The organism is Maribacter sp. PR1, from assembly GCF_028464145.1.
In the GTDB taxonomy this organism is placed as follows: Bacteria; Bacteroidota; Bacteroidia; order Flavobacteriales; family Flavobacteriaceae; genus Maribacter.
Genome location: NZ_JAQPCG010000009.1, coordinates 55408 through 73537 on the forward strand (window position 1 = coordinate 55408; position 18130 = coordinate 73537).

Sequence of the window (18130 nt, forward strand, 5' to 3'; positions counted from 1 at the left end):
GGACGTTCTACGAATTCACTACCCCCATATAATTCATTGCGACGTACTAATTAAGTAGTTTCTATTTTACCTTTATTTGAACTTCTAGACTATTACTAAAATGACTTTATCTTAGATTTTTACTCTTTACGAAAAGCGGATTTTGTAAAGAGTAGCTCTTTAACGTGCTATATTTTGATGGATTCAATTTCTACACCAACAGTATGACCGACGGGCGTAATGTAAAGAGTTGTAAAAAATTGTACTTTTTAGAATGTCACCTAATCATTACTAATTATAAATGCCTTTTACGTCTTTGTAGATTTTAAGTACTTCATCATAATAATCTCCTAGAAGGACGAATTCCTTCTTCAAAATATTTTCAAAATCCCTTATAATTTCTTTGGGCATACCATAAAATGTATTTCTTAATACTTCAAAAGTATATCTGTTTTTTTGTTCTACCAGAATTGAATTTATTAAGTATAATTCCTTTAAAAATTTAGAAATTACATTTACAATTAAAGGGTTGCCATGTCGACTATAATTTAAATTATCCAAGCATCGGTTGAAGTAATTTTCATTACCGACCAGCATAGCATAAAACTCATTTTTTAAAGTATCTAGGCTTATGCTAACACCGATATAGTTGGCCTTAAGTAAGTGACGGTAAAATTCAGTATTACACTTTTCAGGAAAAAATTTCAATAAATACTTTTCAGGGTTTACAATATTATGCTGCAAATTACCTCTAATTTGAAAAAGAAGTAAGCTACTATTACTACTTATTAAGTTAAAATTTTCTCTCATTGATAAATGCATGTTATCCACGAATAACTTCATTGGATAATCAAAGTCATTCATCTTTTCATCAAGCTTATAGGTAATGTCTAATTTTTCTTCGACTAAATCAGTTTCACAATTATTATTAATCCATACTAATAAAGATTCGAAAAATTCAATTCTATTTTTTTTATAATCTTCATGGTTATAAAACCTTCTAATGCCCTTATCAGTTATCTGCAATGACAAAGGAGATTCTCTCGAATGTTTTTCCTCTGTAAGAAGGAGTCCAATCCACTCTTTCAAAATATATGATAGCGAGAACTTATTTGTAAATTTAAAATCAAGCTCCTTCTCTAGATTAAAAAATAGCATCAATGAAGTTATATCCAAAGCGAATTTTGGGTTTTCCCTTGTCTGTATTTCCTTGGTCATTGAGGAGGGTATGGTGGTAAACATGTTCTCCTTCCCACTCGTCAAGTACAAATAAGCATCAATGGGATTATTCCTAAAAACTACTCTTACAATTTCAGTAAAACCTAATTGGTATGTATAATAATCATTCAAATGCTTCTCTCTAATCTTCTTTTCTTGCGAGCCCTGCATTCCAAATTGTTCGACTAGAAGCTTTTCAAAATCTTCTATTTTTTCAGGAACTTGAAATGATGCAAAACCCAATTCATTGAGAGGGTTCTGAATTTCCTTTTGAATATCATAGCTAAGCTGTAGCTCATCATTATAAATATCAATGATTTCAATTGTATTAATAAGGCCTGTAAGTTTATTCTCTTTTATAAATTTATCTCCCACCTTTCTTCCTATAAATTCTTTGTGTAGACCTGTATCCTTTTCAATTTTTAGTTCCTCTACTTTTTCAATGTCTATAGAATATTTTACCCAAGCTCCTTTTACAACAACTTCATATTTTTTAAAATAATCTTGACCAAATAAATGCGATATTCCTAAGTAATATTTTCTTGCCTCAATATTGGATCTGTTTGAAGCTAAATTATGCATGATATTCCTTCCTTTCTGAATATCAATATTATTTCTAAGAAGCAACCTGCTAACACCTACTCCAGTATGTTCATTTTCAAATTTTTCCTTGATAGACTTAGAAATGTTACTTATTTCGTCAAATTGCTCTAATTTTTCAAGGCATATTAGATAGAAAAAAAGGTAGCTTTCATCGTTTGGAAAAGATTGATATAAGATGTAATCTATTTCTTTTAGTTCACCCCAATCATTTTTTTGTAGATTTAAATTATGCTCAATTCCTAATAATTCCTTGTCGGGATATTTACTTCTTAAACGATATAATTTCAGTAACTCTAGTAATTGCTTATATACCCCTCTTCCTCCTTCTTTGTTTTTTGAAAGCTGTTGTTCAAGTGAAAGGACATACAATTTAAGTGAAGGTGAAGTTTTAGTTTTATCAACATAGGTACTCATAAAACTTATTGCTTCTTCAAGTTTGCCCAGGTTCAAAAGATTCTCTGAAAGCAAATCTTTATAATTAACATCTAGACTATTATCATCAATCAACCCTCGTAAATCTGAATATAATTTTTCAGAATCAAACTCATTTAAATACCTAATTTGACAAGTAATATTATATAGTAATTTTAGTTCCTTACTACTGAATTCTTTGGAAAGAACTTTTGCACAAACCTCCTTAAACTCCGACTCTGTTAATTGACTATACAAAGAATTTAAAAAGGCATTAAGCAAATTAAATCCTACTCTTTCATCAATAATATTTATAGAACTCAAATACTCCCCAAAGGTTTGGGGGATTTCTTGCTTTCTATTAGACAAAAACAATAAAACGGCTTTGAAAAGAAACAGTTCGCTTATTTTTTCACCTCCATCATCCTCATATTTTTTTACCACAGACAATGATTTTTCAAACTCCTCATTATAATTCAACACTTGACAAAAAGTCATTGTGTAAAACCAGTTTAAATTATGTAAGCTATTATAAGTTTCCTCTATGCTTTTCATAAAGGCTTCATCTTTTGTTTTATAATATTTGAAGTATTGATAAAAAAAGCTCTGGTGGTATATGGACTCTTTAATCTCAGTTTCCTCCAAAGGATTGAGAAATGCTTCTAAAAAAGTTATTGCATCATCAATAATCTGTTCATCTTCAAAAGCGAATTTATAACCAGAAATATATCTAATAGGGTTGTCATTAAATATCTTGTTAATCAACAAGTCGATTGCAACTATCCATGCCTGTTTATTTGGATAAGTAAGAGTCTTGTATTTTTTGAGGTCTATGTTTAGTGTTAGTCCATACTTTTCTAAATCCTCAATAAAGTTTAATCGTGAATTTTTAACTATCCAATAAATCAAGTTTAATTGGAAATTGTAGTCCTCTGAAACCAGCTGGGGTAATTCCAATAATGTTTTCTCAAAGTCCTTTGAAATTAGAAGTTTAGCAAACCATGCATTAAGGTTGTTAGCATCAATCGATATGATTTCCTCAATCAACTGTATGGATTCTTCTTCTTTATCTAAATTCAGATATTCAATGCATGCCTTCTCCTTCAACTTCTTATCTTCTTTATTCAAAAGATAGGATTGCACAAATTCATTAGCAGTTACTTTTATTGAATAATCAACTAATTCGCTTTTACATGTGGCTTTTAAAAAAAGTATTTTGCTTGAAATTTTATTGTCCTTGATTTCACCTTCATTAATTCTAGATTCAATTTCTTCTAAAAGCTGTAAGGCTGTTCTGGGTTTAAACTCATTTATGAGCTGCTCAATAGCCTTTAATTGCGCTTTATACTCATTCAATATTATTGAAAGACCATCGATAAAGTAAGTAACATTATCTCCTATCTGTAAGTTTCCTCCCCTTGTATTTATCTGGCCCTGATTAAAATTCTTATTAGTCATATTTATCTCCAATATGAATATCCCCACCTTTAGAATCAATGTTACCAGTATTTATATTCTTATAGTTCTGGATTGTGTTTTTAGGAAGAATGTCAATAATTTCTTTTAAGTAATTTACATGAACAGGATTATCCTCAATGGAGTTTTCTACTATTGCTTTTACCATTGCTTGTTTATCTTCTTTTGTTGGATTTTCTTGTAACTCTTTCAGAGCTTTTTTGGGCTTTCCATTTTTGTATAATAAAGATTTGAACCAATTGACAGCTTCTTCAGAGGCTTTCTCCCCTACGTTTTCAAAGGCACTTTCTAACCCTTTATTCGCCAAAGTTGTTATTAGGGCTGTTAAGGCTGCTGTTGTGATAATAGGCATGTTTTAGTGATTTAATTCCCTGCAAGTTAAATAATAAACTGTAAGAGAAATCACATAGATATTAACAACCTTCGCAATTAAATTTACTAATTAGTTCAACTGGTCATCAATCTTCTTTATTCCCTTAATCTTACTCAAAAACTTTGCACATGAATCCTGTTCGGTTTTGTAGTGTTCTGGCAGTTAAGCGTTAAGCAAAAACCGAATGGAGTGCACCAACTTTGTTATTAAGGTAAGTCATTTGGACTCAGCCCATCTTTTGTACTGTTCTAGCTCCCTTGGGTTCTTAATTAAATAAATGTTATGGTTGTCGATTAAATATTCTTAACTCTTTACAGAATGCACCATTTGTAAAGAGTCTATTACCTAGTAGTAATTTTGTTATCTTCCTTCAAAGTTTAAATAAACGATTCTTTATCATCTAGGGTGGAGGCATAAAAAAGCCGATAACAAATATCGGCCTAGACTAGCTAACTCAAACTTAAGAACGTATCCATGAATGGAACTGCAAAGTTACTAGGGCTAAATAGAATGACAGAAAGATATAGTTGATCAAATGGTTACTAAATTGTATTTTCCAAGTTCAAATCAAGGATTAATTAGAAATGGATTTATCAGATTTTATTAAGGACGTATATCACGATTTGCCCATGTTACCTAAGGAATCGCCTCCCTGGAAAATAATCAGCAATCTTGAGATAATGCTTGAAGATTTGTTTCCCACGTTAGAATCAAAAAACTATATGGTATCAGATTGTGTAGCGGTTCATGAAACTGCTTTGGTTGAAAATGGTGTAACGCTTAAACCAAACACGATAATTGGACCACGTTGTACTATAAAGTCCGGTTCATATTTTCGAAATGGCGTTTATTTGGTAAGTGATGTAGTTATAGGTGCAAATTGTGAGATTAAGCAGAGTATCATATTGAAAAATTCAAGTGCTGCACACCTAAACTACATCGGGAACTCACTAATAGGGGAGGATGTCAATTTAGAAGCTGGATCTATTCTTGCCAATCATTTCAATGAACGAGTAGACAAAAATATTCGAGTCTTGTTAGAAGGTATGATAGTAGAAACCAATATGGTCAAGTTCGGCTCGTTAATAGGGGATCATTCTAGAATAGGGGCGAATTCCGTACTCAACCCTGGAACTATATTGCATCCGAGATCTATTGTTCCTCGCTTAAAACATATAGATCAAATAAAGTAGAACGAAGTTGAAAAGTTCAAGTAAAGGATGAACTCTAATATATTACTAGGTAAAATTTTGCAACGCTTTTGTGATAGTGGAATCTCAAGAGTAGAAGGGTACAATAGTTTTGAGTATTTACGTGAGACCAGTAATTACGTGTATGTAAAGCGCGAAAATGGTCAGGAAATTTCAATTCCTTTTAAAAAGATCATTGTAGGAATTGAAGCATTCAAATTGAATCCAGAATTATTTAATCTAGGACCATCTGAATTGAGACCATATGGTATTACACATATAACAAGCCCAATTTGGTCTCTTTTGCATTTACTTGCGCCTGAAGAATATGGCAATGGCGACATTTTGTTGGATAGGACTCAAAAAAAATCAAGTCTTAATATATATGGAGTTTTGGAACATGAGTTGGAATTGACATGGCGAATCTATGAACTTGCTTTGAAGGCCTATCATCACGCTGACTACTTATTTCATAAAGGTAGAGGTGAAGAAATGAGAATTGTATCCAATTCAATGTCATTAAAATTTATAAGAATAGTATGCGCCAGAACCTGTGTATTAGAAATTTCTAAATTGATAACTGAAGGGCAAAACAATCATTATAGTTTCTGGAATTTAGTGAATAGGATTAAGAATAAAAAAATTGTCGGAAACATCAATATTTCTGCCAATACTTTGAGCGAAATTGAAAGTTCTTTGTTGAAGAATAAAGACAACATTAAAACATTTAAGACCATCAGAGATAAATTAGTGGCGCATGATGATTTTGATAATTATCATATCCCAAGGCCACTATTGAGTGACTTATTACCATTACTAGAAATGACATACAATATACTTTGCAAACTCTGTGTTGAACAATATCAAAAAGAGTGTCCACCTGGACCAAAGAATAATGTCAGTATGGACTTAGAAAATTTCCTAAATATGCAAAAGTTCAAATAAACGATGAATAATTATTATGTGGTGCTAAAAATAACTATATTGCACCATAATTATTATTTATGCAAACTACTAGAAAGTCAATAACATTTACGGACCAACAGGATAGTTGGATTAAGCTCAGAGTTGAGAAAGGGGATTTCACCAACGATAGTGAATACATCCGTGAACTGGTCAGAAAGGACCAGGCAGAGAATATGAAACTCTTGGAACTCAAACAAGCTATAGATGAAGGTCTACAAAGTGGCCGAAGCCCCTTGAAAATAAGCGATATTATCAAGAAGGTGGATAATGGGGAGCTATAATCTTTCCACTAGGGCTCAATTTGATGTTGTTGGAATTTATAAGTACGGGATAAAGTATTTCGGTACCGAACAAGCTGTTGTTTATTTGACCGAGCTAGAAGATTTTTTGGAAGAACTAGCAGAACGCCCAGAACTCGCCAGAGATGCTTCACTAATTGCCAACGGATTAAAGTTCTATAATTTCAAAGGCCATGTAATTTATTATTCATTTGATAATGCTAGTGAAATATACGTGGTCAGGATTCTAGGTAAAAGAATGAATTTCGAAGAACATTTGTAAGTTCAAATAAACGATTCAAATGACACTGAATGATATAATAGAAGAATTTAAAAATGAGTTTGGTATAATCTCGAATAAGTTTGTTGTCATTGAAGAAGACCTGATTAATTTATCAACCTCAGGAAAAAAATATGTTTATCACCCAGGGGTATATGTTTTCTTCTTGGAAGGTGTTGTTGTAAAGGTAGGGAGACATTTGACTAATAGCCGAAAAAGAGCTCTAGAACATATTAAAGACAATACAAAAAATAATGAGTTCGAGATGGCATCTTTAAAAAACAATGTTAAAGCAAAGGTTTTACTTTTTAACTTAGAAAACCCTGAAGATTATCATTGGTCTGCATCTGTGGAAATGTTTTTGGAAAAGAGGTTAAGTCCAATCATAGAATCAAAGCGAAAAGGCTAAAACTAAAGTTCAAAAAAACGATTCCCTGAAAACATCTATTTAATAGTTTGCATGATTTTTGTAATTTTATTTTAAAGAATTGATATGAGCACCTCTGAATTAAATACTACAAAAAAGGAACTCGTTAGCTGGATACAGTCTTTAAAAGATGATACGCTTGTTGGTTTGCTAAACTCAGTGAAGCTTTCTAGTGAGGGTAAATCAAGCGATTGGTGGGATGAACTTACCGAAAGCGACAGAGTGAATATCCTGAGTGGCATAAGGGATTATCAACAAGGTGAGACGCTCGATTCGAAAGAATTCTGGAACGGCCTGGCCAATGGATAACCACTACAAAGTTATTTGGACCAGACGTTCACTGACAAACGCTTTGGCCATCAAAAGTTATCTGAACAAAAAATTCAGCAAGAAAGAGGTAGTCAATTTCGAACGTTTACTCAGACAGTTCGAACTTACAGTCTCCAACTTTCCTACACTATATCCAGAGTCAAACAAACAAAAGTCATTAAGAAGAGCTGTAATACACAAGAACACCACTGTATTCTACATTTTCGATAAAAATCAGGTGACTGTAATTGCGATGAAGGATAACAGGCAAGAGAAGGCAAGTAAATAACAGTTCAAATAAACGATATTCTCATGTTAAGATTGGGTATCTAGATACCATCCTGCCAAGAAAAACTCCCTAATTAACATCATCGCTTTTGCATTTAATTCATTTCGGTACAAATTCCTATCAAATCAAAACATCAAAAACCAAATTTTATTTTATTCACAAACAATTGATTATCAGTTATTTAAATAGATTATTCTTGTACTTTTCGAGTATCAAAAACCGTCAAATTCTAAAACGTTTACGATATGAGAAAAACACTATTCACTACCTTATTGTTGGCCTTTATTTCCAACACATCGTTTGCCCAAATTGGAGGCATCGAGGATTCCGTCAATGATATTTCCGACACTATCAGGGCCATCTTCCCCATCATTCTAGGGGTCATCTTTTTGGTGGGCTTCCTGTTCAACGCAGGACATTTCTTCGGGGAGAATGCCGACCTAAAAAAAGGGATTACCCGCGTACTCATCTTCGTGTTGATCGCCGGGGCGGTCGTGGGCATCTTTACCTACCTCATAGGCATTGTCGTATAGCATGAAAAAATACGAAGTCTATAAGAACATCCGTAAGCGGGCCATCCTCATGGGACTGCCCATCAACCTTTTTGTCCTGATGATGGTCTCAGTCATCGGGTCATTGCTCGTCATCATATTCTCGTTTAGCCTAACCATGATCATTTCATTACTGGTACTGAACACCGTCCTGTACAGTGTGCTTACCTATATGGCCAAAAGCGCACGTACCCCTTCCCTACCCAAGGTATTTCCAACATCCATCAGCAATAAAAAAATCGGTCTAAGCAGTTATGCAGAAAATCAATCTTAACACCTACCATCCCATATTGGACATCCAAAACCATACGGTCTTTGCCACGAATGGCAATGTGGTGCTCTGCTATCGAACGGAACTTCCCGAGGTATATTCCCTTTCGGAATCGGACTTTGACGAGCTGCACGGTCTTTGGTTCCAAGCCTTCAAATCCTTGCCTACGGGAACAGTGGTCCATAAACAGGATATCTATCAAAAACTGGGCTATGATGCCAAGGTATTGACCCATACCACCTTTTTGGAAAAGGCAACCCATGACCATTTCAAGGGACGGGAGTACCTGGACCACCAAAGCTACCTGTTCTTTATCCTGCCCTTGGACAAGACCTTGAACGCCTCCAAATATATCAACCCTTTTAAAAAGACTGAAAAGGGGCTTCACCGCAAATTGGATATGCAGGTTGCGGGGTTTATGACGTCGGTCAATGATGCGGTCTCCTACCTCAACCACAGTCGAAAAATCCAGCTGACCCCTTTGACCCCCAACACGATCATCGGCCTTACCGAGGTCTATTTCAATGGTTTTAACAAGGGCTTTGATACGGATATCCTTTTGGGCAAAAAGCATATCGAGATCGGGGACCACTTTTTTGATGCCATCACCGTTAACAATGAAGGATGCTTTGGAGGTCCGGTCCAGAGCGGCAAGACCAACGAGAAGTTCACCTCTGACGATTTCACCTTCCATCAGGGCTTTATCGATGGCTTGGGGCTGAATTTGGACGAGAACCATATCGTCAACCACATCCTCTATCTGGACGACAAGCATATCTGGCGCAAACGCTTGGACAAAAAAATTGAGGAACTTGCCAAAAGTTCCAATTTCGGCACCCAGAACAAGGTCGTGCTGAAGAAGATCCAGCACATCGTCGACCAAATCAACCAGGACGATAGCGCCCGTATTATCCGTGGCCATCTCAATATCATTTTCTGGCATACCGAATTGGAGCCTTTAAAACGGATTGCTACCCGCATCAATGCGGAATTCAAGGAACTGGATATTGTCCCGTATTATCCCAAGGGGGAAGAACGCAAGCATTATTTTTTGAATTCCTGCCCGTGCCATGCAACCCATTTCTCCAACGAAGACCTTTATGTTACGGACCTCAAGCATGCCCTATGTCTGTATATCAACAACACCAACTACAAATCGGATGCCCAGGGCATTATCTTTAATGATCGGCAATACAATATCCCGGTCATTAAAGATGTCTGGGACGCGCAAAAGAAACGCATCAAGGCAAGGAACTTTGCCATTTTTGCTCCTACGGGGGAAGGCAAGTCCTTTTTGGCCAATAACATTTTGCGCCAGTATTTTGAGCAGCAGGTCCGTCTGGTCATTATCGACCTGGGAGGTTCCTACGCCAAATTCGCCAAGCTCTATCCCGATACCCATATTGTCCTTCGATATGAACAAGGAAAAAACCTAGGCATCAATCCTTTTTATATTTCCGGAGAGGGTGACCTGACCCCGGAACGCCTGGAGGACCTTACCGTATTCCTTTTGGAGCTGTTGGCGGAGACCGTGACCACCAAAGCCCGGCAAGTGGCCATGAAAAAGGTACTCCTGTATTATTACGGGCACGTACGGGAAGGACATTCTCTGGTCTCCCTCTATCGGTTCATCGATAGCCATAAGGACACCCTTATCCAAGAGCTTCAGATTCGAGAGGCCCATTTCAGTGTGTACGACTTTCTGCATATTCTTTCGGAATATGTGGACGGTGGCTTGTACAGCTTTCTATTTCATGTGGACGAGGACCAGACCTACAAGATCGAGGACAAACGGTTGATTGTATTTGAACTGGACGAGGTCAAGGACAATAAGGAGATCTTGTCCGTGATGCTCAAGTTAATCAAATCCGCCATCCAACGCACCATCTGGCGCAACCGCTCCGAAAGGGGCATCATACTCTTTGATGAGTTTGCCAAGCAACTGAAGTTCCCCAATGTGCTGGAAAGCGTGGAATTCTATTATCAGGCCATACGAAAACAGAACGGGGCCATTGGCATCGTGCTACAGTCCATCAACCAGCTGCCAGAGAATTCCACTTCGGTAAGCATCCTGGAAAACACCCAGGTCATCTATAGCCTGAGAAACGAAAAGGGCTATGACGAACTGCAAAAACGCTTGAACCTTTCTAGCCATGACCTGAACCAATTGAAGTCTATCCGCAATAACCTGATCGGGGAACGGAAATACACCGAAATTTTCATCAAAATCGGCAAGGAGAGCAACATCTTCCGCTTGGAGGTGCCTCCCGAGGTCTATGCGGCCTACCTGACCGACGGTACCGAAAACGAGGTCATAATGGCCCTTTATAACGAATACGATTCGATGGAACAGGCCATCAGAACATTTATTAACCCAAAAAAACAGAAACATGAGAACAATTAAAAAACAAGTCGTTAGGAAATGGGCCCTATCCATGGGGTGTGTACTGACCTTTACCCTATTACTGCCCAGCCGTGCTATGGCCCAAGGGATGCCTGTGTATGATAATACCAACTTTATCAGTTTGGTGAAACAGTTGGTCGAATCCGGAAAACAGACCTCCAACCTGATCAAGACCGTCAAGTTCCTGAAGCAACAAAAGGAGAATTTGGAGAAGGTCAATAATGTCATCAAACAGTTGAATGCCGTTAAGGAACTCTATCGCAACAACCAAAGGCTGTATGAAATCGTCCAGGGCGACCTCCGGGAAATCCTGAATTCCCCCTATATCAAACCTGGTGAGGTCGATCGGGTAACGGAGGCCTTCAACAGTATCATCGACAATTCGGTATCGGCCCTCGAATATATCGACCAGATACTTTCCAGTGACCACCTCAAGATGTCGGATGCGGAGCGTGCGGCCATTTTAAAGGAAAAGGAGCTGGAATCCAAGGAAATGGTCGCTGAAATCGAGAGCAAGACCCAACGCTACCGGGAGATCATCGCCTTTCGAAAAATGCAGGACCTGATCAACCACCGCGAAACTGAATACTAAATGTTTATGGGAATAGGCTTGGAATATGTGGATGCGGTCTTCCAGACCATCAAGGGAAGCGACTTTGCCCAGTATACCCTGACCGGTATGAAGGCCTTGGCCGTCCTCTTTTTTCTGGTCAACATCCTTAAAAAATACAATGAGGGGGTCTCGGCCACGGACGGTCACACCTGGGGCCTGACCCCCCAGGAGCTTGCCAAGAACTTTGTCATCGTCCTTTTGGTCATTTTCTCCTCACAGGTATTGGGTGTATTCGATGGCATTCTGGTCGCCATCGAAGGCCAATACCGGAACACGGCCCCGGCACTCCTCCCCTTACAGCTACAGGATGTGGATTTGGAGCGGGAAGTGGGTGCTTTGGAGGCCGCCAAAAAAGCCATGGCCATGCTCTATGAAGCTTTGGTCACCCCCTTGTACGGCATGAAACTATTGGCCTTTATTGGTGGGGTCCTCCTTTGGTTGTTAGATATTTTTATCTACCCCCTGTTTCTCGCCGAGCGTTTTTTCCTGTTGGGCATCATGCAGGCCTTCTTTCCTTTGGTCATCAGTATGGCCGTCTTTGAAAAATTCAGGACCATGGCCTACGGTTTCTTCAAGCTGTATACCGCGGTCTATATGCTGGTACCTGCCTTTTTTCTGGTGAACGTTTTCATCAACAATCTGTACACGGAGGTCGTCACCCAATTTTGGACCAATCTCTTCGGCACGGACTGGGGCAGTGCTTTTTTTGCTCCCCTGCTCGAGTTGGCCACCATCGGTTTTATCGTGATGCTCAAGTTTAAGCTCTACCGCAAGGCCGTTTCGTTTACTTTAAAACTATTTCAGGGAAGTTAACCCTGGGCTACAACCTATTAAAAGCATACCTGACTTATGAAAACTATAGAAACCCCTTTTAAAAACATCTACAAGGTCCTCCGGTTGAACCGATTTATCGTGCTGACCGTGGTCCTTGGTGGCGTAGTAACCTGTATCGTCTCCGTGCTAATGGTCATCAAACTCCATAGAGAGGTGGTGAACAAGGCCTTTGTCGTGAATGGGGAGGGAAACGTCATCCCCTTGACCTTCGTGGCGCAACGGGAGAACCTGGAAGTGGAGGCCTTGGCCCATCTCGAACTGTTTCATTCCTTTTTCTATGACCTCAATACGAGCAACTATGAACGGAACCTTGAAAAGGCCCTTTGGTTGGGCAACAGTTCCGTGGATGCCCTGTACCGTCAAAAAAAGGCCGATGGATTTTATAACCGGCTCCTGCAATATTCCCTGGTCCAAAAGGTCTTGCGCATTACCTCGGACGTAGCCCTTGACCGGGAGCCCTATACCTTCCGGACCACGGTCATCTTCGAAATCAATCGGGGTACGGTAACGGATACCTACGAACTGAACACCACCGGTAAATTGATGCATGTGGACAGAAACTTTCCTAATAACACCCATGGGCTGTTGATCACGGATTTCTTTGAAAACTCCTTACGAAAACTGGAAAACCCCGAAGCCCTATCGGACCCTAAAAACTAGTATTATGTTAAAAATCGAAAAAAGCAAGATCGTATTCTCCCTATTGTTGTTAACCCTGTTGTTGTTCCTGGGCTTTTACTATGCGATGACCTTTGGCGATGCCGAAGAAAACGGTTTGGAACCCAAGGATATTCCCGTGCCCGAACTGGAGGACGAGCAAAAGCAATACGAATCCAAACTGGAAGCCCTGGAGGCCCTGAAGGAGGAACGGGAGCGAACCGCACCTTCGTTGTACCCCGAGCATATGGTGGATGAAAAGGGCTATTTCAATCCCGATTATATGACCTATGAAAAGCAGCGAATCATCGACAGTATTTACGGGCAGGATAGTACAACACCAAAACTGCGAAAGTATGAGTCCCATCTATCGGACAGAAAGGGCAACCAAGGGGCACCAGAAATGCACCGGGACACCCTAATGGAAGAAGCGGTCAGCAAACGTGTGACCAAGGCCAAGGAACTGGGCCTGGAGCATCAACTGTTTTTTGCCTCCGACCCACTAACCCAGACCTACCTGGATAACGCCGGGACCGATACAGAACTATTGGTACGGGTCGATGGCACCCAAACGGTACGGAATAATTTTCGGTTGAACATGCGGTTGGTCCATGAGGTCCAAATCCATGGAAAAGTTTATCCCAAAAACCTACCCGTATATGGCTTTATCAGCTTCAAGCCCAACCGGACCCTGGTTACCATTTTGCATTTAGGCCAAAAGCCTATCTCATTAACGGCCTATGACTATCAGGATCGCAGTGAGGGCATATATATCGAAAACAATTTCAGGGCCCAGGTGTCCCAAGAGGTCATAGGCGATGTGGTGGATGATATCAATATTGCCGGGGTACCCCAGGTCAGCGGGGTTAAAAAGATATTTAAAAATAACCATCGGTCGCCCAAAGTCACCGTACAGGATAATTACTTGATCCTGCTAGCATATCAATAAAAATAAAATCAACGATCATGAAAAATTACCTCCCTTTCCTCCTACTCTTTCTAGTATCCTTCAAAGCCTTGAGGGCCCAGTCGCCATTGGATACCCTCTATGCTAATGAAACCAAAAATGTCGCCTTGTTTTTTCCAAGTCAAATCCATCAGGCGGTGACGGGAAGCTCCCATTTTGTATTTACGTACAATCGGGAAAAAGGGCAATATTTCGGACTGCTCCAGGCCCAGCCCGGGGCGGAGAGCAACCTATTGGTACTGACCAAGGACGGACGTGTGTATTCCTACTTGCTCAAGTATGCCAAGCACCTGTCCCAATTAAATTACTTCGTACCCGTTCATGAAAGCATTGGTCAAGAGCACTCCCAGGTTGTTCCGGAAAGCACCAAAACCAGGGATTCCATTGTACCGACCAGGAAAAAATACTATGAGAGGGCCGCGCAATACCTCTTGAACCTTCCTAGGGAGTCCATAAAGTCAAATCAAAAATCCGGAATCCAATTGGCCCTGGAACGAATGGTTTATAATGGCCCGGAAGTCTATTTAGTGATGTCCATCAGGAATGCCACGGACATCCCTTTTGAGGTGAACTTCCTTAAAGTGTATGTCACTCAGGAGAACCGACAACGAAGGACCTCCTATCAGCAATTGGAACAGCCGATCCTTTATGCCTTCCGAATGCCAGAAATACTCTTGGTAAATCAAGAATACCGGTTCATACTAGTACTGCCCAAATTCGTTTTGGGAACCAAGGAAGAACTGGAAATTATCCTGCAGGAACAAAACGGTAATCGTGCGGTGGACATCAAAACCAAGCGTCGTTGAACGCGATGATAAAAATTATTTTTGGACATAACCCTAATTTAGAAATCGTTTCTGTAAAGAATACTTTGGACCTAATCAGGTACATAATGCTAATTCGGTATCCAATAACAATAATGCATTGGAATCGTCCCCTATTGCATAAAAGTCATCAATCAGTTGTAACCAATTGTTGGAATTTGTCAGATAGGGTAATCAATGATGCATAACCTTTCTATGTTATAAATGTATTATTTTTGAACTATGAATGTTCTTGCCGTTCTTATGGCTATTTTAACGCTCTCCTTGTCAAGCTTTCCTTGTTGTAATGAAGACAAGGCTACCGAACAGGAACAGCACTTGGATTGTGATCATTCCTCGAATCATGAAGATGGACCTTGCGACGAACCTTGCTCTCCATTTTTTACATGTGGAAGCTGCTCTGGTTTTTCGATTCAGGAAATTCCGATAATTCATTTTACTATTGATAAGTTGCCTACCCTCAACATTGAAGCCATCACACATTTTGTTCTTGGAGACTTCTGTCCCTACCTATTCAAACCACCGCGGATATAATTAAAATAGATCTCATAATTCACTTTGTGTGAAAATTGTCTTTTTTAATTATCTAAAATTTCAAAATGTTGAAACATCTTCTATTGATGCTGATGTTGCTTGTATGTAGCACAGCGGTGACTCAAAACCGATTTGAGGCCACCATAAAAAATATTGAAAATGAAGAACCTCTATACGGGGTTTCTGTAACGATTGATACCTTAAGTAAAGGAGCAATCACGGATATGGATGGTTTTGTGGCCATTACCAATATTCCCGATGGGAAGTATACAATTGAGGTACGATATTTGGGTTTTGAAACCCAAACCCTTACTAGAATATTTCCTTTAACCGAGGAAAGCAACAATAAAATAATTTATCTACACCCTGCCGAAGAGGAACTGAACGAAGTAGTCATACAATCTACCCGAAGTTCAAGGACTTTTCAGGATATCCCAACACGGATCGAGTTTATCGCAGGGGAAGAACTATCAGAAAAGGGAAACATGAAGCCTGGTGACATACGCATGCTTCTCAACGAAAGTACAGGAATACAAACACAGCAGACTTCCGCAACGAGTTATAACTCGAGCATACGAATTCAAGGACTGGATGGAAAATACACCCAATTGCTCAGGGATGGACTTCCCCTATATGGAGGGTACTCCGGAGGATTAAGTTTAATGCAAATTGCACCGCTTGATTTAAAGCAAGTAGAAGTAATAAAAGGAGCTTCGTCCACCCTTTATGGAGGAGGGGCCATTGCAGGGCTTGTAAACCTGATAAGCAAAGTACCCGAGAACCAACCCGAACTTAGTCTTATGGTCAACGGAACTTCTGCCCTAGGTCTGGATTTAAGTGGTTTTTATTCTGAAAAATATGGAAAAACGGGAACGACCGTTTTTGCATCCTATAATCTGGGAACTCCTTACGATCCTGCGGATAATGGATTAACGGCCATTCCTAAGTTTGAACGATTCACCTTAAACCCAAAATATTACATTTATTTTAATGAAAGAACCGATTTGAACGTTGGCTTTAATTATGTTACGGAAGATCGAGTTGGTGGGGCCATGGATTTTGTAAAAGGAGATAGTGGAACTGGGTATTTTGAAAGAAATAAAACCAATAGGCTTTCAACCCAATTACTTGGGAGTCATCGATTAAACGAAAAAACATCATTGACCATAAAAAATAGCATTGGCTTTTTTGAGCGGGAAATTGAAATTCCCAATTACATTTTTGCAGGAAAACAGACCTCTTCGTTTTCAGAATTCAATATTTCCACGCTTCAGGATAAAGCGGAATGGATATTTGGGGGAAACCTTTGGACGGAAAACTTTGAACAGCAACAAGGGGACCAAAACCAAGATTTAAGCTTTAGTAATTATACTTTGGGAATCTTTGCTCAAAATACATGGGACCTAGATAAAAAATGGACACTCGAAACAGGATTTCGAACCGATTACCAAAATAATTATGGCCTTTTTGTATTGCCTCGCTTATCGTTGATGTATGAGCCGAGCAGTATGCTCACCTTAAGGATGGGAGGCGGAATGGGCTATAAGTCGCCCACCGTTTTTACGGAGGATGTAGAACGTTTGCAGTTTCAAAGGGTATTGCCCATCAATATCGATAATACGAAGGCCGAACAGTCGGCAGGTTTTAATTTAGATGGAAACTACAAATGGCTTCTATCAAATGACCTTAGTCTTTCTACAAATGTTCTTTTTTTCTATACCAGCATCAACGACCCCCTCATTTTGACACGATCGACAGATTCAAATTATGAGTTTATCCAACCCGAAGGGAAAATCGAAAGCCAGGGTATTGAGGTAAATATGCGCTGGAAGTACAAAGACCTTAAAATGTTTATCGGTTATACCCTGGCGGATGTAAGTCAGCGTATCCATGGAGCTGTCGAGCAATACCCCTTGGTAGCCAAACACCGACTCAACAATGTATTGATGTATGAGAAACACGAGAGCTTTTGGATTGGACTGGAAGGATATTATTATGGTCCACAGCAATTGAATGATGGAACAATAGGAAAGTCCTATTGGATTTTGGGTTTGATGACAGAAAAGAAACTGGGAGAACATTTTTCTTTGTTCCTGAATTTAGAGAACTTCCTTGATACCAGACAATCAAGATTCGACACTATTTATACCGGTTCGTTGAACGATCCCAATTTTAGGGATATTTATGCACCCGTAGATGGTTTTGTGATTAATGGAGGATTCAAAATAAAACTGTAAAATAAATTCATAACCTTGGCTCTAATAGTAAAAAACGGGTCAATCTTTTGAGATTTCCTTCATACCATATTTAGTACGTTGGGCCCAATTGCGCATTACATCGTTCCTTTAACACTTTCGGTCTAGTGTTTCCGTGTTTTGTGAGGCATGTGCTTGAAAAAGATAATATCCATAGTTACCCTATATCCCTTCTAAGCAGACGGTCAAAGGTTCGAACCCTTTAGCGATCACCTGTGAATAAAGGGCCTTGGAGAGTTTTACTTTCTGAGACCTATTTTTTTGCAAACAATTTGCAAACAGGGTTAAATTTTAACGTTTTTAACATAAATTGAAGGTATTTGTCCTACTAGGTTGACGGATTTTGATGATGGAGTTGCAGGTTTAAGGACTTCCTTATGAAAGGATTTCAACAATGGAGAATATTTCTCTTGCCATACCA

General features: G+C 39.0%; 18 protein-coding genes. 16 read left to right on the top strand and 2 right to left on the bottom strand.

Going from position 1 to position 18130, the window contains the following annotated elements:
- Window positions 1-270: 270 nt before the first annotated feature.
- Window positions 271-3669 carry a hypothetical protein gene (locus PP182_RS17655; RefSeq protein WP_272652595.1) on the bottom strand — a complete coding sequence of 1133 codons (3399 nt, stop codon included), beginning with the start codon at window positions 3667-3669 and terminating at the stop codon, window positions 271-273.
- The gene (locus PP182_RS17660; protein ID WP_272652596.1) at window positions 3662-4039 is read right to left on the bottom strand and encodes a hypothetical protein; all 378 of its coding nucleotides are present in this window, start codon (window positions 4037-4039) and stop codon (window positions 3662-3664) included. The genes PP182_RS17655 and PP182_RS17660 overlap by 8 nt, the downstream gene beginning before the upstream one ends.
- A gap of 605 nt (window positions 4040-4644) precedes the next feature.
- On the opposite strand from PP182_RS17660, the gene PP182_RS17665 reads away from it, so the two are divergent.
- The 16 genes from PP182_RS17665 to PP182_RS17740 all read left to right on the top strand — a co-directional run bounded on the left by PP182_RS17665 (window position 4645) and on the right by PP182_RS17740 (window position 17691).
- Window positions 4645-5253 carry a DapH/DapD/GlmU-related protein gene (locus tag PP182_RS17665; protein WP_272652597.1) on the top strand — a complete coding sequence of 203 codons (609 nt, stop codon included), beginning with the start codon at window positions 4645-4647 and terminating at the stop codon, window positions 5251-5253.
- Window positions 5254-5280: 27 nt separating this feature from the next.
- Window positions 5281-6195 (top strand): hypothetical protein, encoded by a 915-nt coding sequence (locus PP182_RS17670; RefSeq protein ID WP_272652598.1) that lies wholly within the window; start codon window positions 5281-5283, stop codon window positions 6193-6195.
- A 59-nt stretch (window positions 6196-6254) separates the two neighbouring features.
- Window positions 6255-6497, top strand: a complete 243-nt coding sequence (locus tag PP182_RS17675) for a type II toxin-antitoxin system ParD family antitoxin (RefSeq protein ID WP_272652599.1) — start codon at window positions 6255-6257, stop codon at window positions 6495-6497.
- Window positions 6484-6777, top strand: a complete 294-nt coding sequence (locus PP182_RS17680; protein ID WP_272652600.1) for a type II toxin-antitoxin system RelE/ParE family toxin — start codon at window positions 6484-6486, stop codon at window positions 6775-6777. The genes PP182_RS17675 and PP182_RS17680 overlap by 14 nt, the downstream gene beginning before the upstream one ends.
- A 19-nt stretch (window positions 6778-6796) precedes the next feature.
- Window positions 6797-7183, top strand: a complete 387-nt coding sequence (locus tag PP182_RS17685; protein ID WP_272652601.1) for a hypothetical protein — start codon at window positions 6797-6799, stop codon at window positions 7181-7183.
- An 84-nt stretch (window positions 7184-7267) separates the two neighbouring features.
- A complete protein-coding gene (locus PP182_RS17690; protein WP_272652602.1) occupies window positions 7268-7510 on the top strand; it encodes a hypothetical protein in 243 nt (80 codons plus the stop codon).
- On the top strand, window positions 7503-7799 hold the full coding sequence (locus PP182_RS17695) for a type II toxin-antitoxin system RelE/ParE family toxin (protein WP_272652603.1): 297 nt from the start codon (window positions 7503-7505) through the stop codon (window positions 7797-7799). Before PP182_RS17690 ends, PP182_RS17695 begins: the two co-directional genes overlap by 8 nt.
- Window positions 7800-8044: 245 nt before the next feature.
- Entirely contained in the window at window positions 8045-8332 is a 288-nt protein-coding gene (locus tag PP182_RS17700; protein WP_272652604.1) for a hypothetical protein, read from the top strand.
- 1 nt (window position 8333) lies between these two features.
- Window positions 8334-8624: a hypothetical protein gene (locus PP182_RS17705; RefSeq protein ID WP_272652605.1), complete on the top strand. Its 291-nt coding sequence runs from the start codon at window positions 8334-8336 to the stop codon at window positions 8622-8624.
- Window positions 8605-11025, top strand: a complete 2421-nt coding sequence (locus tag PP182_RS17710) for a TraG family conjugative transposon ATPase (protein ID WP_272652606.1) — start codon at window positions 8605-8607, stop codon at window positions 11023-11025. The genes PP182_RS17705 and PP182_RS17710 overlap by 20 nt, the downstream gene beginning before the upstream one ends.
- Window positions 11026-11056: 31 nt before the next feature.
- Window positions 11057-11617 (top strand): conjugal transfer protein, encoded by a 561-nt coding sequence (locus tag PP182_RS17715; RefSeq protein ID WP_272652729.1) that lies wholly within the window; start codon window positions 11057-11059, stop codon window positions 11615-11617.
- A complete protein-coding gene (locus tag PP182_RS17720; protein WP_272652607.1) occupies window positions 11618-12451 on the top strand; it encodes a hypothetical protein in 834 nt (277 codons plus the stop codon).
- A 45-nt stretch (window positions 12452-12496) separates the two neighbouring features.
- Window positions 12497-13132 carry a conjugal transfer protein TraK gene (locus PP182_RS17725; protein ID WP_272652730.1) on the top strand — a complete coding sequence of 212 codons (636 nt, stop codon included), beginning with the start codon at window positions 12497-12499 and terminating at the stop codon, window positions 13130-13132.
- 4 nt (window positions 13133-13136) lie between these two features.
- Window positions 13137-14078: a conjugative transposon protein TraM gene (traM, locus tag PP182_RS17730; protein WP_272652608.1), complete on the top strand. Its 942-nt coding sequence runs from the start codon at window positions 13137-13139 to the stop codon at window positions 14076-14078.
- 17 nt (window positions 14079-14095) lie between these two features.
- Window positions 14096-14902 carry a DUF4138 domain-containing protein gene (locus PP182_RS17735; protein WP_272652609.1) on the top strand — a complete coding sequence of 269 codons (807 nt, stop codon included), beginning with the start codon at window positions 14096-14098 and terminating at the stop codon, window positions 14900-14902.
- Between the two features lie 617 nt (window positions 14903-15519).
- Window positions 15520-17691: a TonB-dependent receptor gene (locus tag PP182_RS17740; RefSeq protein ID WP_272652610.1), complete on the top strand. Its 2172-nt coding sequence runs from the start codon at window positions 15520-15522 to the stop codon at window positions 17689-17691.
- Window positions 17692-18130 lie beyond the last annotated feature (439 nt).